This window comes from Corynebacterium tuscaniense DNF00037 (assembly GCF_000759055.1).
GTDB lineage: Bacteria > Actinomycetota > Actinomycetes > Mycobacteriales > Mycobacteriaceae > Corynebacterium > Corynebacterium tuscaniense.
Genome location: NZ_JRNG01000026.1, coordinates 1 through 20168 on the forward strand (window position 1 = coordinate 1; position 20168 = coordinate 20168).

Genomic DNA, 20168 nt, shown 5'->3' on the forward strand with positions numbered 1-20168 from the left:
CCGCCGCTTTCGCGGCGATGGGGCCCGACGGCGCGCAGTACTCCGAGGCTTTCCAAGGTGGCGCAGCTCAGTCCTTGACGCCGGGCACGGTCAATCAACTGCCACAGCCACTTCGCGATGTCATCGCGAGCAGCTACAACGACGGCCTGACCCCTATCTTCCTCCTGCTCATCCCACTGGTTCTCGCGGCGGCACTCGTGCTGCTGCCAGTGCGCGAGGACAAGCTGAAGGAAACGGTGGACTAGCTGCCTCTAACTGTCCGCCGCAGGCCTCTCGCCCGGTTTAGGCAACAGCAGCTCATAAATATCGGTGTCGCGCCAGGTGCCGGCCATCTCGCCGTAGGTCATCTTGGCCATCTGGTGGTAGGTGCCCACTTTGACGAAGCCACGGGAAATGTGCAGCCCAGCGGAACCTTCATTCTCCGGGAAGATCCACGAGTGAATGGACCACTTGTTCAGGCCCTTGCACGTCTCAATGAGCTTATCCAGCAGCGCTCCCGACACACCACGTCCGCGGGCTTCCTCGCGGGTGTAGATCGAGTCTTCGACCACGCCGTGAAAAACGCTTCTCGACGACGCCTGCGCCGCCGCCACCCACCCCAACACATAATCATCATCGTCTTTCTCCGTGGCAACGAAGACAGTCTCAATGATCTTGTTCGTGGAAAACTTTGCCCAGGTTGGGCCCTCTGTTTCGTAGGACGCGTGGCCTGTTCCCAAACCTGCCTCATAGATCTCACGGACCTGCGGGTAGTCTTCGGGCCGAATTGGGCGAATAGTGAAATCGCGTTCAGACATGGCGCCTATCGTACAACCAGAAAAGAGCCCACCCTGAAATTGGCTAGTGTTCCTGGTCTTCGAGCAAATCAGTGACCAATTCCGCGATCGCAGAGCGTTCCGAACGCGTCAGGGTGATGTGGGCGAATAAGTCCTCGCCTTTCAGCTTTTCGATCACCGCCTGCACACCGTCATGCCGCCCCACACGCAAATTGTCGCGCTGGGCAACATCGTGTGTCAGGACAACGCGCGAACCACGCCCCAAGCGTGAGAGCACGGTGAGCAGCACGTTGCGTTCGAGGGATTGGGCTTCGTCGACGATCACGAAGGCGTCGTGAAGCGAACGGCCCCGAATGTGCGTCAGCGGCAAGACTTCGAGCAGATCGCGCGCGGCGATTTCCTCCATGACGTTGTCGGAGACCACACCTTCGAGTGTGTCGTAGACCGCCTGGGACCACGGGTTCATCTTCTCCATCTCATCGCCCGGCAGATAACCCAGGTTCTGGCCACCGACGGCGTAGAGCGGACGGAAAACGATGATGCGCTTGTGCTCCCCGCGCTCCAGGACGGACTCGAGGCCCGCACACAGCGCCAACGCCGATTTACCGGTGCCGGCGCGGCCGCCGATGGAGACGATGCCCACAGAGGCGTCGAGAAGCAGGTCAAGCGCGACCCTCTGCTCGGCGGAGCGACCGGACAACCCGAAGGCGTCGATGTCCCCGCGCACGAGGCGCAGCCCGCCGCTCGGCGCAACACGTGCCAGCGCCGACTGCGTACCTGCCTGCACCCGCACGCCACAGTGCACCGGTAGATCCCCGGTGTCCACGGCGGCAATTCCGGTGGCGTAGAGCTCGTCGATCTCTTCCCCGGAGACCTCCAACTCAGCCATCCCCGTGTAGCCCGTGAGCACAACGTCCTGCGCGCGGTACTCCTGCGCGGGCAAACCCACAGCGCCGGCTTTCACGCGCAGTGGCACATCCTTGGTCACCAAGACGGTGTCCTTGCCTTCCTGCAGGAAGTTGTAGGCGCACGCGAGAATCCGGTTGTCATTCTCACTGCCCCGCAGCGCGGCCGGCAAGTTGTCCTGCGACTGGTGGTTCAACTCCACCCGAAGCGTGCCGCCGTCCACGTTGACGGGCATGGGCTGATCAAGCCGGTCATAATCGGCGCGCAGATCCTCCAAAAAGCGAAGAGCCTGGCGGGCGTACCAGCCAAGCTCTGGGTGATGGCGTTTGTTCTCCAGCTCCGTGATCACCACGAGCGGTAACACAACGCTGTGCTCTGCGAACTTCCGCAGCGCCCACGGGTCGGACAACAAGACCGATGTATCCACCACGTAGGTTTTCAACGCCGTTGGAGGCGTGAGTTGTTCAAAGGTATCTAGTTGCGTAACAGGAGGGTTCAACATGTAGCTCCCCTAGTGCGGTTGGCATAAGCCGTCACCGGTCTTCGCGGTGCCCGGCACCCGTCACACTAAGGGAGCAAGGTGGAAATTACATCGCTGTAAGATGAACTTCCGGTTACAAGTGATCCGTGCCGCTAGCTAATGTGCTCCGCGAACACTCCGTTCTCTTCCCGCCACTCAATAGTGCCATTCTGGAATTCCTGGGCCCAACCGGTGCCGTCCGCGAGCGCCTTCTCAGTGCTCGTAGGAGCACCGATCTCAGAGTCGAGGCCACCCTGTTCCTTCCACACGCGCGCAATCTCACCCACAATGGCGACGGGGCCTACCTTAGGGGTGTACACGATGTTGTTTCCACCGTCGTACGCAATGAAGGTAGTGCCGTCCTCGCGGGATTCCACTGTGACGGGCTCGCCCCAATCCTTCAGCCCGAGTTCGTCGGTGGCGTTTGCAGCCTTTGCCGGAACCAGAACCTTCTTGCCGTCCTTGGTGGTCAACTCAACAGTGTCACTGTCCGCAGCATCACTTTCCGCGGTGTCACTGTCCGTTTCCGCGGTACCAGATTCACTGCTGGAGGTGGTTTCAGTTGCTGTGGTGTTCTTGTCCTCCTGATCATCCCCCTCATTCGAGCAGGCAGCCAAGCTAACAGCCAGCGCAAGAGCTGTAACAGAAGCAGCAATCTTACGGTTCATAATGGGAAATCCCCTTTCTTTGAATGCAGGACGTTTGTCCTGACTATGCAAATCATAGGCAAAGAAAGACCTAGCTGCGTTTCCGGTGCGGCCTCGTCCTCAACGTCCGGGCAGTCTTTCGGGGGCGCTGATGTGCGTTTTTCTTGGTTGACTGGGGCTTTTTCTCTGCACCTCGCGACGAGTTCCGTGTCCGACCTTTGGCCACCCCCACGAAGTCTTGGATGGCATCACTGTCGTCACTGACTTTCCACACTAAACCGATTTCCGTCGGGCTCATGCCTTTCGGTTGCGCGGTGAGTTCCACCACCGCGACCTGCTTCTTCGACAACACCTTCAGCAAAGGGGCAGGCGCATACGCGATGCCGACATTAGCGGCGACGATATGGAGGGCGGACCGGAGATCGTCGATAAGCGAATGGGCGCTGTAGGTGAAATTGATGATCTCCCCGGTGAACTCGCGCGGCGCGAGCTTCTCCCCCATCTCCGCGAAGACCGAATCTTTGGGCACAGCTACGCCGGGCGCTTCGTTGTACAGATTGACGCGGTGGTACGTCTCCCCCGGCTCCCCGACACGCTCATCGGGCAAGCGCATGAGCGCGAGATCCGCCTCGCCCGCTTCAACGAGCGCAAACGGGTCATCCGACGGGAGTTCCGTCAGCCCGTGGTCCGTGGTCTCGCGGTAACGCGCGAACCACTTCCCCGGCTCCGTACCGGTAACAAAAGCAATGCGCAGCATGCCTCGATGCTACCGTTTGGGCATGAGCGAAACTCCGTCAACCGCCCCGTCTAGCACCGCCATGAAGCCGGCAACCGCGGCAAAGAAACTGGGCATTTATCTGCCCGCCACCCCGCCTGAATTCCAGGAAGGCGGCATCACACACGCCGAGCTGCGCGAGCTGCAAGACAATCCGCCGCAATGGCTCACCGACCTGCGCCTGAGTGGCCCCCACCCGCGGCCAGAGGTTGCACGAAAGCTGGGCATTTCCATCACCGCGTTGAAAAACAACGACATGGACAAGCCCCTAACTAGCGGTGAGATCAAGGAGCTTCTGAGCAACCAGCCAACATGGCTGTCAGAGGCGCGCCGCATTCACGCTGAATCGCGTGGCAGCGCGCCTGCTGTTGACTAGTCCCCCCTGCGCTCGCGGCTTAGCGCGGCGCCGGCACACCTGGGATGAGACCGGCGAACCACGCACCAACGGCACCCAGGATGGCCAGCAGCGCCAGGACAACGCCGAAGCCGATGAACGTCTTCTGGTTCAAGCCGATGCCACCGGAGAAGTCATAGACCTTCCCCTCTGCCTTCTCGGGCTCGACCGGCTTATCGCCCTCATCAGCGAAGCGTGGTGCGAGGTTCACGGAATCGAGCTCCAGGCCCTTCTTGTAGTTCAGGAGCGAATCAGCCCCGCCCTGCTCCAGAACAAGCTTGGTGCTCCTGTTGTTTTCCTGCCCCTCAGGCTTCAGCGGTCGGCGCAGATCGAACGAAGCCAGAACGGCCTGTGATTTATTCTCGTGATTATCCTTTTCACCTGGAAGCGCGCCGTTCAGATTGTAGTCGGCGATGATGTTGCCCTTTGTGCCTTTCACCTCGATCTTGAAGTTGGAATAAGCCAGATCCAGGCCCCAAGCACCACCCGTCCCCAAGCCCTCATGGGCAAGGAACTCAATCTTTCCCAAGAGAGCGAGTTCGCCATTGCCATTTGCATCGATGTGGGAGTTCTCCGGATCAATGGGGAAGTTAAAGTTAGTGGCCTTACCCTTGGCATCTTCCGTGGCACTCACGCCTTCGGAGAGCGTGATCTTTCCTTTGCCACCTCCCTGGATGTACCGAAGGTAGGAAGCCTTAATCGGCCAGGACACGGTGCCAGACTTCACATCCCCAGCCTTGAGCAGGCCCTCCTGGGACGCGTCCTGAATAGTAGCCGCAGCATTGTTGGGTGATTCCTGAGCCACAGCATGAGGCGCAACAAACACGCCAGCGGTCATGGCAGCGGCGGTACCAGCAGCTAGCAGAGTTCGGGTGAAAAAGGCACGAGACATGAGTGTTCCAATCGATCGAAAAATGTCGGGTTATTGCTGGTGGCGAGCCTATCACAGTGCTACATCGTCATCGTTGAGCATCGCTGATCGCCCAGTGCGCAGCAGTGAGACAAAGGCGCACGTCAAACACACCATTTCACAATACTAGACAGAGTGGTGTAGTTTGACTGAACCAAGCGGTTTAACCGCGTCCCGTTCACTACAGAAAGTTCACCACTATGTCACTCTTCTCGTCCCGAAAGTCCCGCGGCTCCCGCAAGCGCATTGCTGCTGGCGCCGCCGCTCTCTTTGCTGCCGTCTCTCTGACCGCCTGTTCCGCGGACTCCGGAAACGGCGCTGCCACTAACGGCGCGGAACCGTCCCCGAACTTCCGCGACGTCGCTGTGATTCAGGAGTCTGGCACGGTGAAGATCGGCGTGTTCTCGGACAAGTCCCCGTTCGGCTACGTGGATTCGAATGGCGAGTTCGCGGGCTATGACATCGAGTACGGCAACCGTCTGGGCGAGGACCTGGGCGTGGACGTCAAGTATGTCCCGGTGGAGGCTGCTTCCCGCGTGGAGTTCTTGGACACCAACAAGGTCGACATCATCCTGGCTAACTTCACGGTGACTCCGGAACGTGCGGAGAAGGTGGATTACGCCAACCCGTACATGAAGGTGTCGCTGGGGGCGGTCACGCCGGACAATGCGCCGATCGACAGCGTTGAGGGGCTCGAGGGGAAGAAGGTGATCGTCGTAAAGGGCACGACCGCGGAGGCCTACTTGGAAAAGAACCACCCGGAGATCAAGCTGACCAAGTTTGAGCAGTACACGGAAGCGACGAATGCGCTTCTCGACGGCCGCGGCGACGCCTGGGTTACCGACAACACGGAGGCTCTTGCTTGGGCCGGTAAGACGGAGGGTTTCTCTGCCACGATCCCGACGCTGGGCGAGACCGACACCATCGCGGGTGCCGTGGCCAAGGGGAACAACGACCTGCGTGAGTGGCTGAACAACAACCTGATCGAGCTGGGCAAGGAGAATTTCTTCCACAACGCCTACGAGAAGACCCTGAAACCGGTCTACGGCGACGCGGTGTCCGCTGATGATTTGGTCGTTGAGGGCGGACAGCTCTAACTCATGGATCTTTCGGTCGTTACCGAGAACATCCCGGTCTATGCTTCGGCGGCACTCCTCACGGTGAGGGTTGCCGCCAAAGGCATCGTACTGGCCTTCATCGTGGGCGCTCTGGTAGCCGGGGTGCGGTTTTTCAAGGTGCCCGTGCTCAGCCAGATTGCGCGGGTGTACATCGAACTTTCCCGCAACACTCCCCTGCTGGTGCAGTTGTTCTTCCTGTACTTCGGCCTGCCCAAGGTGGGCGTTGTGCTGGAGAGCGAAACCTGCGCCGTGGTGGGTTTGGCTTTTCTGGGTGGCTCGTACATGGCGGAGGCGATCCGCGCCGGCTTAGAGGGCGTTGCCCCAATTCAGTTGCAGTCCAGTTTGAGCTTGGGCATGTCGCGGACGCAGGCGCTACGCTACGTCGTCGCCCCGCAAGCCACAGCATTGGCGTTGCCAGCGATCACTGCGAACATCATCTTCCTGATCAAAGAGACCTCGGTGGTCAGCATCGTGGCGCTGCCGGACCTGGTGTACACCGCTAAGGAGCAGATTGGCCAGACGTACGAAACGCGTGAGGCGTTGCTGCTTTTGGTTACGTTCTATCTGATCATCCTGCTGCCGGTGTCACTGATCGCAGGACAGGTGGAGAAGAAGGTGCGTGCGAATGTTTTCTGATCTCCAAGTGCTCGCCGACGGCAACAACTTCGCTCGCCTCCTCCAGGGCCTTGGCGTATCCATTCAGATCGCCTTGGCGTCAATGGGTATGTCGGTTGTGTTGGGGACGTTGTTGGGGGTGGTGATGACGTCGAGAAGCAAAATTGTGCGCGCCATCACCCAGACCTACCTGCAGTTTGTGCGCATCATGCCGCAGCTGGTGCTGCTGTTTCTGGTGTACTTTGACGCCACGCGTGCGTGGGGCCTGAACCTGGATGCGAGCGTCGCGGCGGTGATTGTGTTCACGCTGTGGGGAACGGCTGAGCTGGGCGATCTGGTGCGCGGAGCCATCGAGTCCGTACCGCAACACCAATACCTCTCTGCGGCAGCGCTGGGTATTGAGGGGCGCGCGCTGTACCGTCACGTTGTGCTGCCGCAAGCGCTGCGTGGCCTGCTCCCGGCAACGATCAATCTGACCAACCGCATGATCATGACCACCTCGCTTGTCGCCCTGATTGGCGTGGTGGAGGTGCTCAAAGTGGCGCAACAAATCATCGACGCCAATCGCTTCGAATACCCATCCGCCGCCCTGTGGATCTACGGCGTGGTGTTCCTACTGTATTTTCTCGTATGTTTTCCCATCTCGCTCGCCGCGCGCAAGCTGGAAGAAAGGTGGAGCTAGATGTCACTTATATCGCTAGAGCATGTTTCCAAGACCTACCCCAACGGGCACAAAGCGCTTGTCGACGTCTCCGTGGCCGTCGCCCCCGGCGAAGTCCTGGCCATCATCGGCCCATCCGGCTGCGGCAAGTCGACGCTGCTGCGCACGATCAACGGGCTGGAGCCAGTGGATTCCGGCCAGGTCCTGGTCAACGGACGCGATGTCGCATCCAAGGCAACAAAACTCAAGGACGTCCGTTCCGACGTGGGCATGGTGTTTCAGTCCTACGACCTGTTCCCTCATCTGACCGTTATGGACAATCTGCTGCTCGCACCAAAGGTGGTCAAGGGTGTGGATCTCGCCGAGGCGCGCTCTCGGGCGCTTGGATTGCTCGAACGCGTGGGCCTCGCCGAGAAAGCCGATGCCCGCCCGCGCGAGCTGTCCGGCGGCCAGAAGCAGCGCGTGGCCATCGTGCGCGCACTAATGATGCAGCCGAAGGCATTGCTTCTGGACGAAATCACCGCTTCCCTCGACCCCGAGATCGTCCGCGAAGTCCTCGACGTGGTCGTCGGCCTCGCACGGGATGGCATGACCATGATCGTGGTCACCCACGAGATGGCCTTCGCCCGCGCGGTTGCAGACCGCGTCGCCTTCATGGACGCGGGCCGCATCGTAGAAATCGCGCCACCCGAGGAATTCTTCGCTGCGCCGACATCAGAACGTGCGCAACGCTTCCTCGACCAGCTGGTGTTCTAGGGGCAGTTTCCCCTAGAGCAGCTTCCACTCCTCGAGGCCCGGGTACAGCGGGTACTGCTCGGCCAGCTTGGTCACGCGGGCGCGGAGGGAGTCCACGTCAGCATTCTTGCCCTGTGCAAGGGCGGTGCCAATGATGTCAGCGGTTTCCGTGAACGCAGCCTGGTCGAAGCCCCGGGTGGCCAGTGCAGAAGTGCCGATGCGCAGGCCGGAGGTGACCATCGGCGGGCGCGGGTCATTCGGCACGGCGTTGCGGTTAACGGTGATGCCCACCTCGTGGAGAAGGTCTTCGGCCTGCTGTCCGTCGAGCTCAGAGTTACGCAGGTCCGCGAGCACGAGGTGCACATCAGTACCGCCGGTGAGCACGTCAACTCCGACTTCCTTGCAGTCTGCGGCGGTCAGACGCTCAGCGAGGATGCGGGCACCTTCAAGGGTGCGCTCTTGGCGATCCTTGAACTCAGGGGTGCCGGCGATCTTCAGCGCGGTGGCTTTGGCAGCCACCACGTGCATAAGCGGACCACCCTGCTGGCCAGGGAACACAGCGGAGTTCAGCGCCTTGCCGTAATTCTCCTTAGCCAGGATCATGCCGGAGCGCGGGCCGCCAAGCGTCTTGTGAATCGTGGTGGACACCACGTCAGAGTGCGGCACCGGCGACGGGTGCAAGCCAGCAGCAACAAGGCCAGCGAAGTGAGCCATGTCGGTCCACAGGTAGGCCCCAACTTCGTCGGCAATAGCGCGGAACGCAGCAAAATCGACGGTGCGCGGGTATGCAGACCAACCCGCGATGATCACCTGCGGGCGGTGCTCCAAGGCAAGCTCGCGGACCTTGTCCATGTCAATGAGCATGGTGTCCGGGTCGACCTCGTATGCCACGACGTTGTACAGGCGGCCAGAGAAGTTGATTTTCATGCCGTGGGTCAGGTGGCCACCGTGTGCCAGGGAAAGGCCCATGATGGTGTCACCCGGCTTGATCAACGCGTGAAGCACAGCCGCGTTTGCCTGTGCGCCGGAGTGTGGTTGGACGTTGGCGTACTCAGCACCGAAGAGTGCCTTGGCGCGGTCGCGCGCAATGTCCTCAATGACATCAACGTTTTCACAACCACCGTAGTAGCGGCGACCCGGGTAACCCTCGGCGTACTTGTTGGTCAGGACAGAGCCCTGTGCCTGCAGCACGGCGCGGGGAACAAAGTTCTCCGATGCGATCATTTCAAGGGTGTTGCGCTGGCGGGCCACCTCCCCGAGGATCTGCTCGTACACGTCGGGGTCGAGCTGGGAGAGCTCTTGGTAGCGGAGGTCGTCCGTCATGGGCTGCACCTGTTCCTTTCGCATTGCACGGTTTTGTGCCCACCATTGTGCCCCAACGCACCCTGGGACGTTCAATTTATTGCCAGATATTGCCCGAAAGGCACCCCGTTGACCGCGCCGTGGACCCGATCGGGTGGCCCGCGCATGACAGTGCGACAATGGTGCTCATGCCGCGACCAGCTGATCCCAGCCCCTACTTGGACTTCCCGCGTGACGCGTGGCGCGAGCGCCGCGCCACGATGCCGCAGGTGCTCAGTGAGGCAGATTTGGAGGAGTTGCGCGGTATCGGCGAGATGATCGACTTGAAAGAGGTCGCCGATATTTATCTGCCGTTGTCGCGTCTCATTCATCTGCAGATTCGTGCGCGCCAGAAGTTGACAGCGGTGACGGAGACATTTTTGGGCGAGAATCCGGGGCATGTGCCGTTTGTCATCGGGATCGCCGGGTCAGTCGCCGTGGGCAAGTCCACGACGGCGCGTGTGCTCCAGGTTCTTTTGCAGCGCTGGGATTCGCACCCACGGGTGGACTTGGTCACCACCGACGGTTTCTTGTTGTCATCGGATGAGCTCAAGAGCCGCAATTTGATGAACCGGAAGGGTTTTCCGGAGTCTTACCATCGCCGTGATCTGTTGCGCTTTGTCACGGAGGTCAAGGCTGGACGCAGAAATGTGAAAGCGCCAGTGTATTCCCACGACGCGTATGACGTGATCGAGGGTGAGTATCAGATCGTCGACCAGCCGGACATTCTCATCCTGGAGGGCCTCAACGTTTTGCAGACGGGCCCCACGCTCATGGTCAGTGATCTTTTCGATTTCTCCGTCTACGTGGATGCGCGCACTGAGGACATTGAGCGGTGGTACATCGACCGCTTCATTAAGCTCAAGAACACGGCGTTCCGCGAGCCGGGTGCGCACTTTGCGCGTTTTGCGGAGCTCACGGATGAGCAGGCCGCGGCGGAAGCGCGGACCATCTGGCAGACCATTAACCTTCCCAACCTCGTGGAGAATATTTTGCCCACCCGCGTGCGTGCGTCCTTAGTGCTTAGAAAGTCAGCTGATCATTCAGTGCAGCGCGTGCGCATGCGCAAGATGTAGTTTGCTTATCGACGCCCCGCGGGGCTACTTCCCAAACCGCCGAGACCTCTGCGAATAGTCCCGAAGCGCGCGTAAGAAGTCGATCTTGCGGAATGCCGGCCAGTAGGTGTCCGTGAACCAAATCTCCGAGTAGGCAGACTGCCAGAGCAGGAACCCCGAAAGGCGCTGTTCCCCTGACGTGCGAATGACCAGGTCCGGGTCGGGCTGGCCGGAGGTGTAGAGGTGTTCGGAGAGGGATTCGACCGAGACATCACGAATAAGCTCGTCGAGCGAGACGCCTTCTTCTGCTTTGGCCCGGATGAAATTTTGCACGGCATCGACAATTTCTTGGCGGCCACCATAACCAACGGCGATGTTGACCACGATGCCGTCTTTATTTTCGGTAGCTGCTGCCGCAGCACGCATCCGCGCGGACACTTTATCAGGCAACAATTCCAGGTGGCCGACGAGGCGAATGCGGGCTTCAAAATCATCACTAGATAGTTCATCCACAACACCCGAAATGATGTCGTAGAGCAACTGCACTTCTTCTTCAGTGCGTGAGAGATTCTCCGTGGACAGAAGGTAGATGGTCACCACATCGACGTTCATCTCCGCGGACCAGCGGATCAGTTCCCCGATTTTCTTGGCCCCCACCCTGTGCCCATGAGCAACGTCCGTGAACCCAGCTTCGCGTGCCCAACGCCGGTTACCGTCTGCCATGACGGCAATATGCTTCGGGCGAGTAACGCCAGCCAACTCATGCTTCAAACGCCGTTCGTACAACGGGTAGAGGAGTCGGTCAAACATAGCCACGGCCACTACTGTACTCCGGCGCAGAACAGAGATTTAGAAGAAGCGCTGCTTCCTGCGGTCGAGCACGCCTTGTTCGGCCATGGCGCGGTCAATCGCCTCACGGTCGAACACATCGAGGCCATTCGCCTCAGCAAATGCGCGGCGACGGTTAAAACGGGTGTAGCGCCGGTAAAACGCCCAGCCGATGGACAGCACCACCACTGCCAAGGCAACGACGATGAAAGCGCCGATGGGCTCAGCCTTGCCAAACTCGGGGCCGATCGGGGCGTCCTTGTTCATCTGCTGCGCGTAGTAAAACAGGTTGGTTGCAGTATCCAAGGTCATATAAACCACTCTCTCACTTTTCCACGCCGGTGAACAGATCAGTCTCCGGCAGACTCGTACGCACGCGAGTTTGAGCTAATTCAAATTCTTCTGTCGGCCACAGCTCTGCCTGCACCTCTGGAGGGGAGACCAAGAACGGACCATCCGGGTCAATCTGCGTGGCATGCGCACGCAGGGCGGCGGAACGGTGCGGGAAGTAGTCACCGCATTCAACCTGCGTGGTCACCCGCTGCATGATGTCCGAATTATTCTCCTCAAACCGTTTGAGCATCGGTTCATATGGGCTCTCCTTACCTTGCCCAAAGAGGTGATCATGGAGAAGGCGCATGCGCTGCGGAACAAACCCGTGGGTGTAGTACAGCTTCTGCGGCGTCCACGGCTCACCCACCTCTGGCGCATACTCCGGGTTCCCTGCCTCCTCCCACGCGATCATGGACACGTTGTGCACCATGATGTGGTCGGGGTGCGGGTAGCCACCGTTTTCGTCGTAAGTAATGATCACGTGGGGCTTGAACTCACGGATCACCGCCGCCACGCGCTTGGCCACCTCCTGGGGGTCCTCCAGCGCGAAGCACCCCTCGGGCAGCGGCGGCAATGGGTCCCCTTCTGGCAGACCGGAATCAACGTAACCCAGCCATTCATGCTCCACGCCCAACACACGCGCGGCTTCCGCCATCTCTTCCTGACGGACTTCCGTGATCCGCTCCATTACCCCCGGGCGATCCATGCCCGGGTTGAGGATGTCACCACGTTCTCCCCCAGTACACGTAAGTACTTTGACGCGGTTGCCTTCGTGCGCGTACCGCGCCATCGCCGCTGCGCCTTTCGACGCCTCATCATCCGGATGCGCATGGATGGCCAGTAAGCGATAGCCCGTCACGTGGTACTCCACCTCTTGTCGGAAATGGTTAGGGGATAATGTTGACTGGCAGACAATAGTAGTAAAGGAGCACGATGAGCACCGCATCGAACCCGACCCCCAGCGCCACCTCGCGCCCGGCCGCACGTTACGGCGAGAAGCCACAGCCCCAAACCAGTGGAGTGGCGGGCAAGGTTGTGGCCATCATCGGTGTCATCCTCGTTGCCCTCATCGTGGTCATGCTCGGCCGCTACGTCATACAGCGCCAAGAGCAGCCCATTTCCGCCACGCTGGTGTCCCACGAGCGGGTCGACGACACAACCTCCCGCGTCTGGTTCGACGTTGAACGCAAGGAAGACACCATGGCGGAACCGTCCTACTGCATCATCACCTCCCTGAATTACGACATGGCCGAAATCGGTCGCCGCGAAATTGTCATCCCTGCTGGCGGCGACCGCATCCAGCGCATGCACGTAGACATCCCCGTCAATGACCTTCCCGTCAACGGTGGTGTCTACGGTTGTGCATCCACCATGCCGCCGTACCTCGACCCGACTGCGGAGCATCCGGAGGCGCGGTGAGGTGAGGCGGGGATCGCAGAAAAGCATGAGCTCTAGCTGTGCTAATATGCCCTAACGACTAAGCCGAGATATTTAACGGAAACGAGGGTTCAATCCATGGCTGAAACCCAGCAGCAATACATCACCCCGGAAATGAAGGCCAAGCTGGAGGCCGAGCTGCAACAGCTCATTGACAACCGCCCCGTCATCGCCGCAGAGATCAACGAGCGCCGCGAAGAGGGCGACCTCAAGGAGAACGCCGGCTACGACGCGGCCCGCGAGCAGCAGGACCAGGAAGAAGCCCGCATCAAGCAGATTTCCGAGCTGCTGGCTAACTCCACCACTGAGCGCACCGGTGTTGTGGAAGGTGTGGCCCTTGTCGGTTCCGTGCTGCACGTTTACTACAACGGCGATGAAGACGATAAGGAAACCTTCCTCATCGGTACCCGCGCAGCCTCCATCGACAATGAGCACTTGGAAACCTACTCCGAACAGTCCCCGCTTGGTGCTGCCGTTCTAGGTGCCCGTGAAGGTGAAACCCGCACCTACACGGCCCCGAATGGCCGCGAAATTTCGGTGACCATTGTGTCTGCTAACCCGTATGATTCGATTAAGGCTAAGACCCCGCGCGCTAAATAAGCGCACGGCGACACAGAAATAACGTGCATATCCCCCACTACTTTTTCATCTAAGGATTTTTGACGTGACTATCAGCACTTCCCGCAAGGTTGCCATCACTGCTTTCGCCGCTGCCACCGCCCTCGGCTTGGCAGCCTGCTCCCCGCCGAATGAGCAGGACTCCGACCACAAGGTGGACACCGCCACCAGCCAGAACCCGGACTCCCTGCCTGGCAAGGCAGACGGGGCAACCACCACCTCCACTACGTATGATCCGTTTGAGGCAGCGCTGAAGTCCCCGGACCTTATCGCCAAAACTGCTCAGGACGGCACTCCGTTCTACAGTGACTGTAATGCGAATACTCAGTACCAGCCGAATCGCATCGTGCTCAACTGCAAGGACCAGAACGACTTCGCAGAGAATATCGTGTGGGAAGACTGGTCCGAGGAGATCGCCCACGGCACCGCCACCCGCACCCGTGAGGGCAAGGATCCGGTGGCTAACGCACAGATCACCCTGTCCGCACCGAAGGCTGTTGACGGCACAATGGTGTTCGGCAATGTCACCATCGACGGTGTGAACGTGAACCCGCAGACGGACTACTAAAGATATCTAGAGCTACTCAGCACCGTCTGTTTCACCCCTGAGACCGCATAGTCCCAGGGGTTTTCCCATGCCCGCGCACAAAAGAGCTAAGTAAGGGTGAAGCAACAAAAGTATGTTCGCACGGCGTGTCACCGGAGGAGCTAAAGCGGGGCTAGAACCCGGCTGATACCTGTTTTAATCCGGCTGGGATGTGGCCAAACCCCAAACCCCAAACCCAAATGAACGTTTTCAAATAAACCAGGTGGCGTATTTACCCATTGGTAATGTCGCCGTCCGTGACGTGGTTTATTGGAATTCGTTCATTGCAGTTGATTCATTGCAGTTCATTTATCACGGTTAGCCTGGGCTAAGCAGAAATGTCTTCTGCTACTCAACGCACAAAACCGGCCCGCTACGGTACGTGAGTACGCACAGCGGGCCGGGCAGTCTTTGCAGGCCCGGAGGCCTGACGCTAGTCCCTGAAGTAGGACAGCAGGCGCAGGATTTCGGTGTAGAGCCATACCAGGGTGACAGCCAGGCCGAGTGCAACACCCCACGCCATCTTGGCCGGGGCGCCGGAGCGAACCAGCTTGTCAGCCACATCAAAGTCGGTAAGGAAGCTCATGGCAGCCAGACCGATGCAGACGAGGGAGAAAACGATGGCCAGTGGACCACCATCACGCAGCGGGGACATGCCGGTAAACACAAAGAGCAGTAGGTTGCCCAGCGCGAGCACTAGAACACCGATGATGCAGCCTGTCATGATGCGGGTGAACTTCGGGGTGACACGGATGGCGCCGGTCTTATACACGAAGAGCATGCCGGCAAATACACCGACGGTGCCCATCACTGCCTGGAGGATGAGGGAACCGGCATCAGCGCTGCCGACCATCCATCCGGACACGAGCATGGAGAAGCCACCAACAAACAGGCCCTCAAACGCGGCATAGAGCAGTGTGACAACCGCCGAGCCGTACTTGCGACCAAAAGCTTGCACCAGCACGGTGATCAGACCACCGATGGCACCCACGAAGGTAAGGGCGATGGCAATCCCCGCATTCACGGTGCCGATACCGAAGTTAATGAGCGCGAAGACCACGATGACAGACAGCGTGATACCGGTCTTGGTCACAATGTCATCGACGGTGATGGGACGCTCAGCGCCCTGTGCAGGAAATGCTGCAGGGGCACCGTAAGGCTGCTGGCCGTAGGGGTCCTGGCCGTAAGGGGTGTGCTGGCCGCCCATCGGCTGGTGGTGGGTGGCCTGTTGCTGGAAGGCGGGCAGATGAGTCAAAACGGGATTGGAAGATTTCACGCTCCGACGATCCTTTCTATTGGTAACTCCGTGCGGTTACTCACAAGGTTGCAGTAAGCACCGATCATATAGTCCAACGACTCACCCCGCCGTTTCGTTCCCACGTGGGCAAACTTTTTCTCACAACTACGTTGACCGGCCTAAACTATGGGGCATGGATCTTCGTGGCGGGTTGTTCGGCAAAAACCGGCGCCGCACCGGTGGGGAGCATCTGCGTGATTATCTGGCCGCTATCTGTGGTGCACCGGTTGCCGTGCACGGTGAGCTGGATTTCACGGAGAAAGTCGCGGTGCTCGTGTACCACCGCACATCACCTGTCCCCTATTTTCTCTACGTCACCCACGGGATGTCGCGGACGAATTCCTCCCTGCCGGTGGCGGGCACTCAGACAGAACTCACTTTGCGTGTGCCGGCCGAAGCGGAGTCAGGCACGCCGCCCAGTTGGCCCGCGGACCTGCTGCGCGCGCTCACGGTACGCGCCCCTTTTGAGCCAGGTCATTACATTGACCTCCACAAACCGGTGTGCGAGGGAGCCCAACTAACAGGTTTCCTGTTCGCGGCTGACCCGGAGTTGCCACTCAATGATGCGCCAACGGGTCGGATCAGTTTCACCACCGCCGTTGGAGTCACGGCCGATGAGCTCGATGCCGCGCTCACGTGGGATCCGGCAAAATTTGTCGCCGCGCTCATGCAGGTCGATCCGCTTGGCCTCACCGCCCCACAGCGCCAGAGCATGCTTATCGACGCTCCCTTCCACGCCCAGCTGACCACCCAGCGGGCGGTTGAGGGGTCGCGGATAAGCGTGGTGTCGTCGAGCTATTTCGATGTTGATCCTTCGGGCCGTATTGATATGACTGTTCATGCTGCCGCGCACCTGCTGCGGGCGGCACGGTGGCGTTTTCCTTATGGACGTGATTTCGCAGTGGTAAGCGATGCGGCGTGGGCGCGCTTCATCCCCGACCCCACCGCGGCGGAGACGACCGTGAACTACCAGCCGGCCATTCAAGAGAACCGTCGGCGCAGAGTAGCTGCGGAGCCACCACATCTGAGCGTCACCTTGACTGAAAAGGCATGCCACGAGATGTTGGCCGTGCTCGACACTGTGCCAGGCACGTACCGGATGACCACTGCGCCGCTGGAATTTCACGTTATTGACCCCACGCGTTAACTATCATTCGGGCATGAGTATGCATGAGGATCTAGCTTTTGCCGGGGTCGTGGCCATCGCCGACAAGACACGTTCCGGGGAACTGACCGCGCGCGAGGTCACGGATTTCTTCCTAGACCGCATCGAGAGATTCAACCCCACGCTCAACGCGTTCATCACGGTGCTTGTCAGCGAGGCGCGCGCGGATGCCGACGCCCTCGATGAGAAGGCTGCTACCGGCGCGGAACTGGGCCCCTTGCATGGCGTACCCATCGCCATCAAGGCGGAAAACGACATCGCGGGCATCCCCACCACCTTCGGCGGGGCCGCGTTCACCACTCCAGCGCGCGCGGATTCCGCGGTGGTGGCGCGCTTACGTGAGGCCGGTGCCGTCATCGTGGGCACGACCGCCATGCCGGAATTTGGCATTTGGCCGTACACGGAATCGGTGGCCAACGGAGCAACCCGTAACCCGTGGAACACGGCGTACTCCCCCGCTGGTTCCTCGGGTGGTACGGCTGCTGCGGTGGCTGCGGGCCTGGTCCCCGCCGCGATTGGTGGGGACGGTGGCGGTTCCATCCGCCTGCCCGCCGCCTGGTGTGGTCTCTTCGGTTTGAAGCCCCAGCGTGGGCGGGTGTCCGCTGCCCCGAACGCCAGCCTGTGGGGTGCGCTGGGCACCATCGGACCGCTGACGCGGTATGTGGAGGATACGGCGCTAATTCTGGATTGTGTGGGTGGGGGTACGGAAGGCGTCGATAAGCATATGGCTGAAGCGTGGCCCACGACTTTGATGGAGGCTTTAGAGCAAACTCCTGCGAAGTTGCGCATTGGGGTGAGCACGGCTGCGCCGTTGGGCACCGTGTTGAAGAAGCCTGCGCGGCGCGCGGTGGAGACGACCGCTGGGGCCCTCAAGGATCTCGGCCACGACGTGTTTGAGCATGATTTTTCGTACCCACCCGCGCTGGCATTGTCTTTTGTCCCGCAGTATTTGAATGGTTTCAGCGAGGAAACGCACATGGCTGAGCACCCGGAGCTTCTGGAGCGACGTACCCGGCGCGGCGTGCGGCTGGGCAAGGTGACGGGCCTGACCTCGCCGACGATGGTGCGCAAGGCGGAGGCGAAAAGCGCGGAGATCGGACAGAAGCTCATGCGCGAGGTGTTCTCCGAGATAGATCTTTTGCTCACTCCGAGTGTCCCCCACCCGGCGGTTCCCATTGGGCAGTTGGATGCGCATGGATTTTTGCCAGCCGCGCTGAAGGCAAGCGGGGTGGCGTCTTTCACGTCACCGTGGAACGCGGTGGGCAACCCGGCTGCTGCCGTGCCCGCGGGCTTCCACGATGGCCTGCCGCTGAGCGCGCAGCTCGTGGGACCGTTCAATGGTGAACCGCTGCTGTGCCAGGTGTCGCACCAACTGCAGGTTGCGACGGACTGGCCTGCACATGTGCCCCCACAGGGACTCGAACCCTGACTGAATCGATTTTAAGTCGACTGCCTCTGCCGATTGGGCTATAGGGGCGTATCGGTGAATGAGTGTACGGCACTCCCCCGTGCGTCCCTATAATTGCTCCATCATGACTGCTCGTGCTGCTGGTTCTTGGCTTGTTCTTCTTCCGTGCGTGCTGGGTGGGCTTGGCCTGTTCACCGCGCGCCAGGCCGGCGACGGCACGGTGGCGTTCTACGTGATCACAGTGCTCACCGCAGCGCTCTACGCCGGCGCGTGGTGGGTGTGGGGCGACCGAAAAGCGTTCGCGGGCCCGATGACAGCAGACCTGCTGCGCGGCGCGGCCTTGGGTGGGGCGCTCGCGGTGGTCTTTTTACTCGGCGCGCTTGTGGTGCGCCATATTCCGCTGCTGGCCGGGCCGGTGACAGAGCTGCTCAGCATGCCCAGTGCGGGCGGCTGGCTGCCCACGCTGACGGTGCTCATCATCAACGGCATCGGTGAGGAACTTGTCTACCGCGACGCGCTGCCCCGGCAACTGCGTGGCCGCTTCAATGAGCTGGCGGTCGGCGTGCTCTCCACCGGCGTCTACTGCCTGATCACCATCGGGATGGGTGTCCCGCTGCTCGTCTTTGCCGCCGGCATCCTCGGCGCGCTGTGTTTCTATGAGGCCTCCCGCACCCGGCGCGTCATCTCCCCGATCGCCGTGCACCTCACGTGGTCGGTGACGATGCTGTTGGCGATGCCGCTGGTGTTGTAGTACGCCGACGCACGAGCCTAAGACAGCGACACTTTTCGCGCAAGAACATCAAAGACATTCAGTTGCTGCACGTACCCAGTTGAAAGGGGAAGCCGGTCCCCCGTCAACAGCAGACACCTGGATCCCGGCGGCAGACCTTCGAACGAGGACAGTTCCCTCCGAAGTACCTGCTCATCCAAAGCGGTCAGCGCAACTTGAATGAAGAGGGTTTCATCACCCCGCTGCGCGAGGAAATCGATTTCTCCGCCAGGGCCTACTCCAGTGTGGACCTCGAAGCGCTGTCGCAGCAATTCAAGGTACACCTGGTTTTCCACGTCGTGTCCCGTGTTCGTGTTCTTATGTCCAGTAAGAGCGTCACGCAATCCAGCATCGACCCAGTAGTATTTCGGCGTTGTTTTCAACCAGCCGCGCCCGCGAGTGTCATAGCGGTGGCACGGGTAAATCAGGTGGGCATCCGCCATGAGCTGGAGGTAGCGGTCCACGGTGTCGGTGCTCACCTTCACGCCCTCCGACTTCAAAGTGTTGGCAATCTTGTTCGCCGATAGTGGCGAACCTGCATTATCCAGTACGAATGCTGCGACTTTGATGAAGGTGGCAGTATCACGCACCTGACCACGCAAGGCGATGTCGCGTGTGAAGATCGAGTCGAACAAATCCCTGTTGAGCTGGCGCGCGATCTCAGGCGAGGACTCCAGGACACTGCGAGCAAACCCACCGGTGGTCATCCAGCGTTGGTAGCTTTCCTCCACCGATTCACTGTCGCTGACCCCCGTGAACTGACGGAACTCCGCAAGCGACAGCGGGAACACCTCCAGCGACACGTAGCGCCCCGCAAGGTATGTCAGCCCTTCCCCCGAAAACATGGAAGCATTCGAACCCGTCGCACAGATCTCAATATTCTGTGTTGTTCGCAGTGAGTTGATCATCCGAGCCCAGTCCCCCAACTCCTGAACCTCATCGACATGCAGATGCGTGACACCGTGCTTCACACGATCTAGGACATACTCATGAAAAGCCTGGGGCTGGCGAAGAGGGTCAAAGGTCACGTCCTCAAAATTGATCGTGAGAATCGCGCGTGGGTCAACTCCCTGCTCCACAAGATGCTCACGATACAAATGCAGCAGCGATGACTTGCCGGCACGACGCACTCCCGTAACCAGGCGGACAAAGTCATTCCCAGTGATTGCAGCGAGTTCTTGAAGGTATTGCGGACGCGGAAGAAGGTTCACAGGTTACGAGTATAGTCGCAACTTTTCTCAAAAAGCACCAAAGTTACGAGTATGGTCGTACCT

Annotated in this window: 23 protein-coding genes, 1 tRNA gene and 1 pseudogene; 13 read left to right on the forward strand and 12 right to left on the reverse strand. The window is 60.0% G+C overall.

Translation table 11 applies throughout. The annotated features are described in order from the left end of the window. Window positions 1-245, forward strand: a pseudogene (locus HMPREF2129_RS11135) (MFS transporter); the annotation flags it as partial. Window positions 246-251: 6 nt separating this feature from the next. Here HMPREF2129_RS11135 and HMPREF2129_RS06910 read toward each other — a convergent pair. From HMPREF2129_RS06910 to HMPREF2129_RS06925, 4 genes are all read right to left on the reverse strand, one after another. Then, the gene (locus HMPREF2129_RS06910; protein WP_034664697.1) at window positions 252-797 is read right to left on the reverse strand and encodes a GNAT family N-acetyltransferase; all 546 of its coding nucleotides are present in this window, start codon (window positions 795-797) and stop codon (window positions 252-254) included. Window positions 798-840: 43 nt separating this feature from the next. After that, window positions 841-2184, reverse strand: coding sequence for a PhoH family protein (locus tag HMPREF2129_RS06915; RefSeq protein WP_034664699.1), 1344 nt, complete (start codon window positions 2182-2184; stop codon window positions 841-843). Between the two features lie 131 nt (window positions 2185-2315). Next, window positions 2316-2870 (reverse strand): LGFP repeat-containing protein, encoded by a 555-nt coding sequence (locus HMPREF2129_RS06920; RefSeq protein WP_034664702.1) that lies wholly within the window; start codon window positions 2868-2870, stop codon window positions 2316-2318. A 70-nt stretch (window positions 2871-2940) separates the two neighbouring features. Continuing rightward, window positions 2941-3606: a type 2 periplasmic-binding domain-containing protein gene (locus tag HMPREF2129_RS06925; RefSeq protein ID WP_034664705.1), complete on the reverse strand. Its 666-nt coding sequence runs from the start codon at window positions 3604-3606 to the stop codon at window positions 2941-2943. Window positions 3607-3628: 22 nt separating this feature from the next. Between HMPREF2129_RS06925 and HMPREF2129_RS06930 the strand changes: the two genes are divergently transcribed. Continuing rightward, window positions 3629-4000, forward strand: coding sequence for a DUF5997 family protein (locus tag HMPREF2129_RS06930; RefSeq protein ID WP_052092941.1), 372 nt, complete (start codon window positions 3629-3631; stop codon window positions 3998-4000). Between the two features lie 19 nt (window positions 4001-4019). On the opposite strand, the gene HMPREF2129_RS06935 is transcribed toward HMPREF2129_RS06930, so the two are convergent. After that, window positions 4020-4910, reverse strand: coding sequence for an HtaA domain-containing protein (locus HMPREF2129_RS06935; protein ID WP_034664710.1), 891 nt, complete (start codon window positions 4908-4910; stop codon window positions 4020-4022). 218 nt (window positions 4911-5128) lie between these two features. Between HMPREF2129_RS06935 and HMPREF2129_RS06940 the strand changes: the two genes are divergently transcribed. Genes HMPREF2129_RS06940 through HMPREF2129_RS06955 form a run of 4 tightly spaced genes read left to right on the forward strand, consistent with a single transcriptional unit; the run spans window position 5129 to window position 8078 of the window. Continuing rightward, entirely contained in the window at window positions 5129-6025 is an 897-nt protein-coding gene (locus HMPREF2129_RS06940) for a transporter substrate-binding domain-containing protein (protein WP_034664712.1), read from the forward strand. Between the two features lie 3 nt (window positions 6026-6028). Next, window positions 6029-6682, forward strand: a complete 654-nt coding sequence (locus HMPREF2129_RS06945) for an amino acid ABC transporter permease (protein WP_034664714.1) — start codon at window positions 6029-6031, stop codon at window positions 6680-6682. Continuing rightward, entirely contained in the window at window positions 6672-7343 is a 672-nt protein-coding gene (locus HMPREF2129_RS06950) for an amino acid ABC transporter permease (RefSeq protein WP_034664716.1), read from the forward strand. The genes HMPREF2129_RS06945 and HMPREF2129_RS06950 overlap by 11 nt, the downstream gene beginning before the upstream one ends. Beyond that, entirely contained in the window at window positions 7344-8078 is a 735-nt protein-coding gene (locus HMPREF2129_RS06955; RefSeq protein ID WP_034664718.1) for an amino acid ABC transporter ATP-binding protein, read from the forward strand. 12 nt (window positions 8079-8090) lie between these two features. Here HMPREF2129_RS06955 and glyA read toward each other — a convergent pair whose 3' ends face one another. Beyond that, window positions 8091-9380 (reverse strand): serine hydroxymethyltransferase, encoded by a 1290-nt coding sequence (gene glyA / locus HMPREF2129_RS06960; RefSeq protein WP_034664721.1) that lies wholly within the window; start codon window positions 9378-9380, stop codon window positions 8091-8093. A 167-nt stretch (window positions 9381-9547) separates the two neighbouring features. On the opposite strand from glyA, the gene coaA reads away from it, so the two are divergent. After that, window positions 9548-10474 (forward strand): type I pantothenate kinase, encoded by a 927-nt coding sequence (coaA, locus tag HMPREF2129_RS06965; protein ID WP_034664758.1) that lies wholly within the window; start codon window positions 9548-9550, stop codon window positions 10472-10474. A 24-nt stretch (window positions 10475-10498) separates the two neighbouring features. Here the strand turns inward: coaA and HMPREF2129_RS06970 are convergent, their stop codons facing one another. From HMPREF2129_RS06970 to mca, 3 genes are read right to left on the reverse strand one after another with little or no spacing between them, the layout of a single operon-like run. Next, window positions 10499-11269 (reverse strand): isoprenyl transferase, encoded by a 771-nt coding sequence (locus HMPREF2129_RS06970; RefSeq protein WP_034664761.1) that lies wholly within the window; start codon window positions 11267-11269, stop codon window positions 10499-10501. Between the two features lie 33 nt (window positions 11270-11302). Continuing rightward, the gene (locus HMPREF2129_RS06975; RefSeq protein ID WP_034664723.1) at window positions 11303-11593 is read right to left on the reverse strand and encodes a hypothetical protein; all 291 of its coding nucleotides are present in this window, start codon (window positions 11591-11593) and stop codon (window positions 11303-11305) included. Window positions 11594-11606: 13 nt separating this feature from the next. Further along, window positions 11607-12473, reverse strand: coding sequence for a mycothiol conjugate amidase Mca (gene mca, locus HMPREF2129_RS06980; RefSeq protein WP_034664726.1), 867 nt, complete (start codon window positions 12471-12473; stop codon window positions 11607-11609). 74 nt (window positions 12474-12547) lie between these two features. Between mca and HMPREF2129_RS06985 the strand changes: the two genes are divergently transcribed. From HMPREF2129_RS06985 to HMPREF2129_RS06995, 3 genes are all read left to right on the forward strand, one after another. Continuing rightward, on the forward strand, window positions 12548-13033 hold the full coding sequence (locus tag HMPREF2129_RS06985; protein WP_034664729.1) for a DUF4307 domain-containing protein: 486 nt from the start codon (window positions 12548-12550) through the stop codon (window positions 13031-13033). Between the two features lie 96 nt (window positions 13034-13129). Beyond that, on the forward strand, window positions 13130-13651 hold the full coding sequence (greA, locus tag HMPREF2129_RS06990; RefSeq protein WP_034664732.1) for a transcription elongation factor GreA: 522 nt from the start codon (window positions 13130-13132) through the stop codon (window positions 13649-13651). Between the two features lie 64 nt (window positions 13652-13715). Beyond that, complete coding sequence (locus tag HMPREF2129_RS06995) at window positions 13716-14237, forward strand: hypothetical protein (RefSeq protein WP_034664734.1); 522 nt, start codon at window positions 13716-13718, stop codon at window positions 14235-14237. 451 nt (window positions 14238-14688) lie between these two features. Here HMPREF2129_RS06995 and HMPREF2129_RS07000 read toward each other — a convergent pair whose 3' ends face one another. Beyond that, on the reverse strand, window positions 14689-15531 hold the full coding sequence (locus HMPREF2129_RS07000; RefSeq protein WP_034664736.1) for a Bax inhibitor-1/YccA family protein: 843 nt from the start codon (window positions 15529-15531) through the stop codon (window positions 14689-14691). Window positions 15532-15685: 154 nt separating this feature from the next. Between HMPREF2129_RS07000 and HMPREF2129_RS07005 the strand changes: the two genes are divergently transcribed. Next, a complete protein-coding gene (locus tag HMPREF2129_RS07005) occupies window positions 15686-16699 on the forward strand; it encodes a suppressor of fused domain protein (RefSeq protein ID WP_034664739.1) in 1014 nt (337 codons plus the stop codon). Window positions 16700-16712: 13 nt separating this feature from the next. Further along, on the forward strand, window positions 16713-18146 hold the full coding sequence (locus tag HMPREF2129_RS10650; protein WP_052092946.1) for an amidase: 1434 nt from the start codon (window positions 16713-16715) through the stop codon (window positions 18144-18146). Here the strand turns inward: HMPREF2129_RS10650 and HMPREF2129_RS07015 are convergent. Next, window positions 18121-18194: transfer RNA gene (locus HMPREF2129_RS07015), tRNA-Leu, on the reverse strand. The genes HMPREF2129_RS10650 and HMPREF2129_RS07015 overlap by 26 nt on opposite strands. Before the next feature lie 55 nt (window positions 18195-18249). On the opposite strand from HMPREF2129_RS07015, the gene HMPREF2129_RS07020 reads away from it, so the two are divergent. Next, the gene (locus HMPREF2129_RS07020) at window positions 18250-18876 is read left to right on the forward strand and encodes a CPBP family intramembrane glutamic endopeptidase (protein WP_034664743.1); all 627 of its coding nucleotides are present in this window, start codon (window positions 18250-18252) and stop codon (window positions 18874-18876) included. Window positions 18877-18893: 17 nt separating this feature from the next. On the opposite strand, the gene HMPREF2129_RS07025 is transcribed toward HMPREF2129_RS07020, so the two are convergent. Next, complete coding sequence (locus tag HMPREF2129_RS07025; protein ID WP_034664745.1) at window positions 18894-20105, reverse strand: ATP-binding protein; 1212 nt, start codon at window positions 20103-20105, stop codon at window positions 18894-18896. Window positions 20106-20168 lie beyond the last annotated feature (63 nt).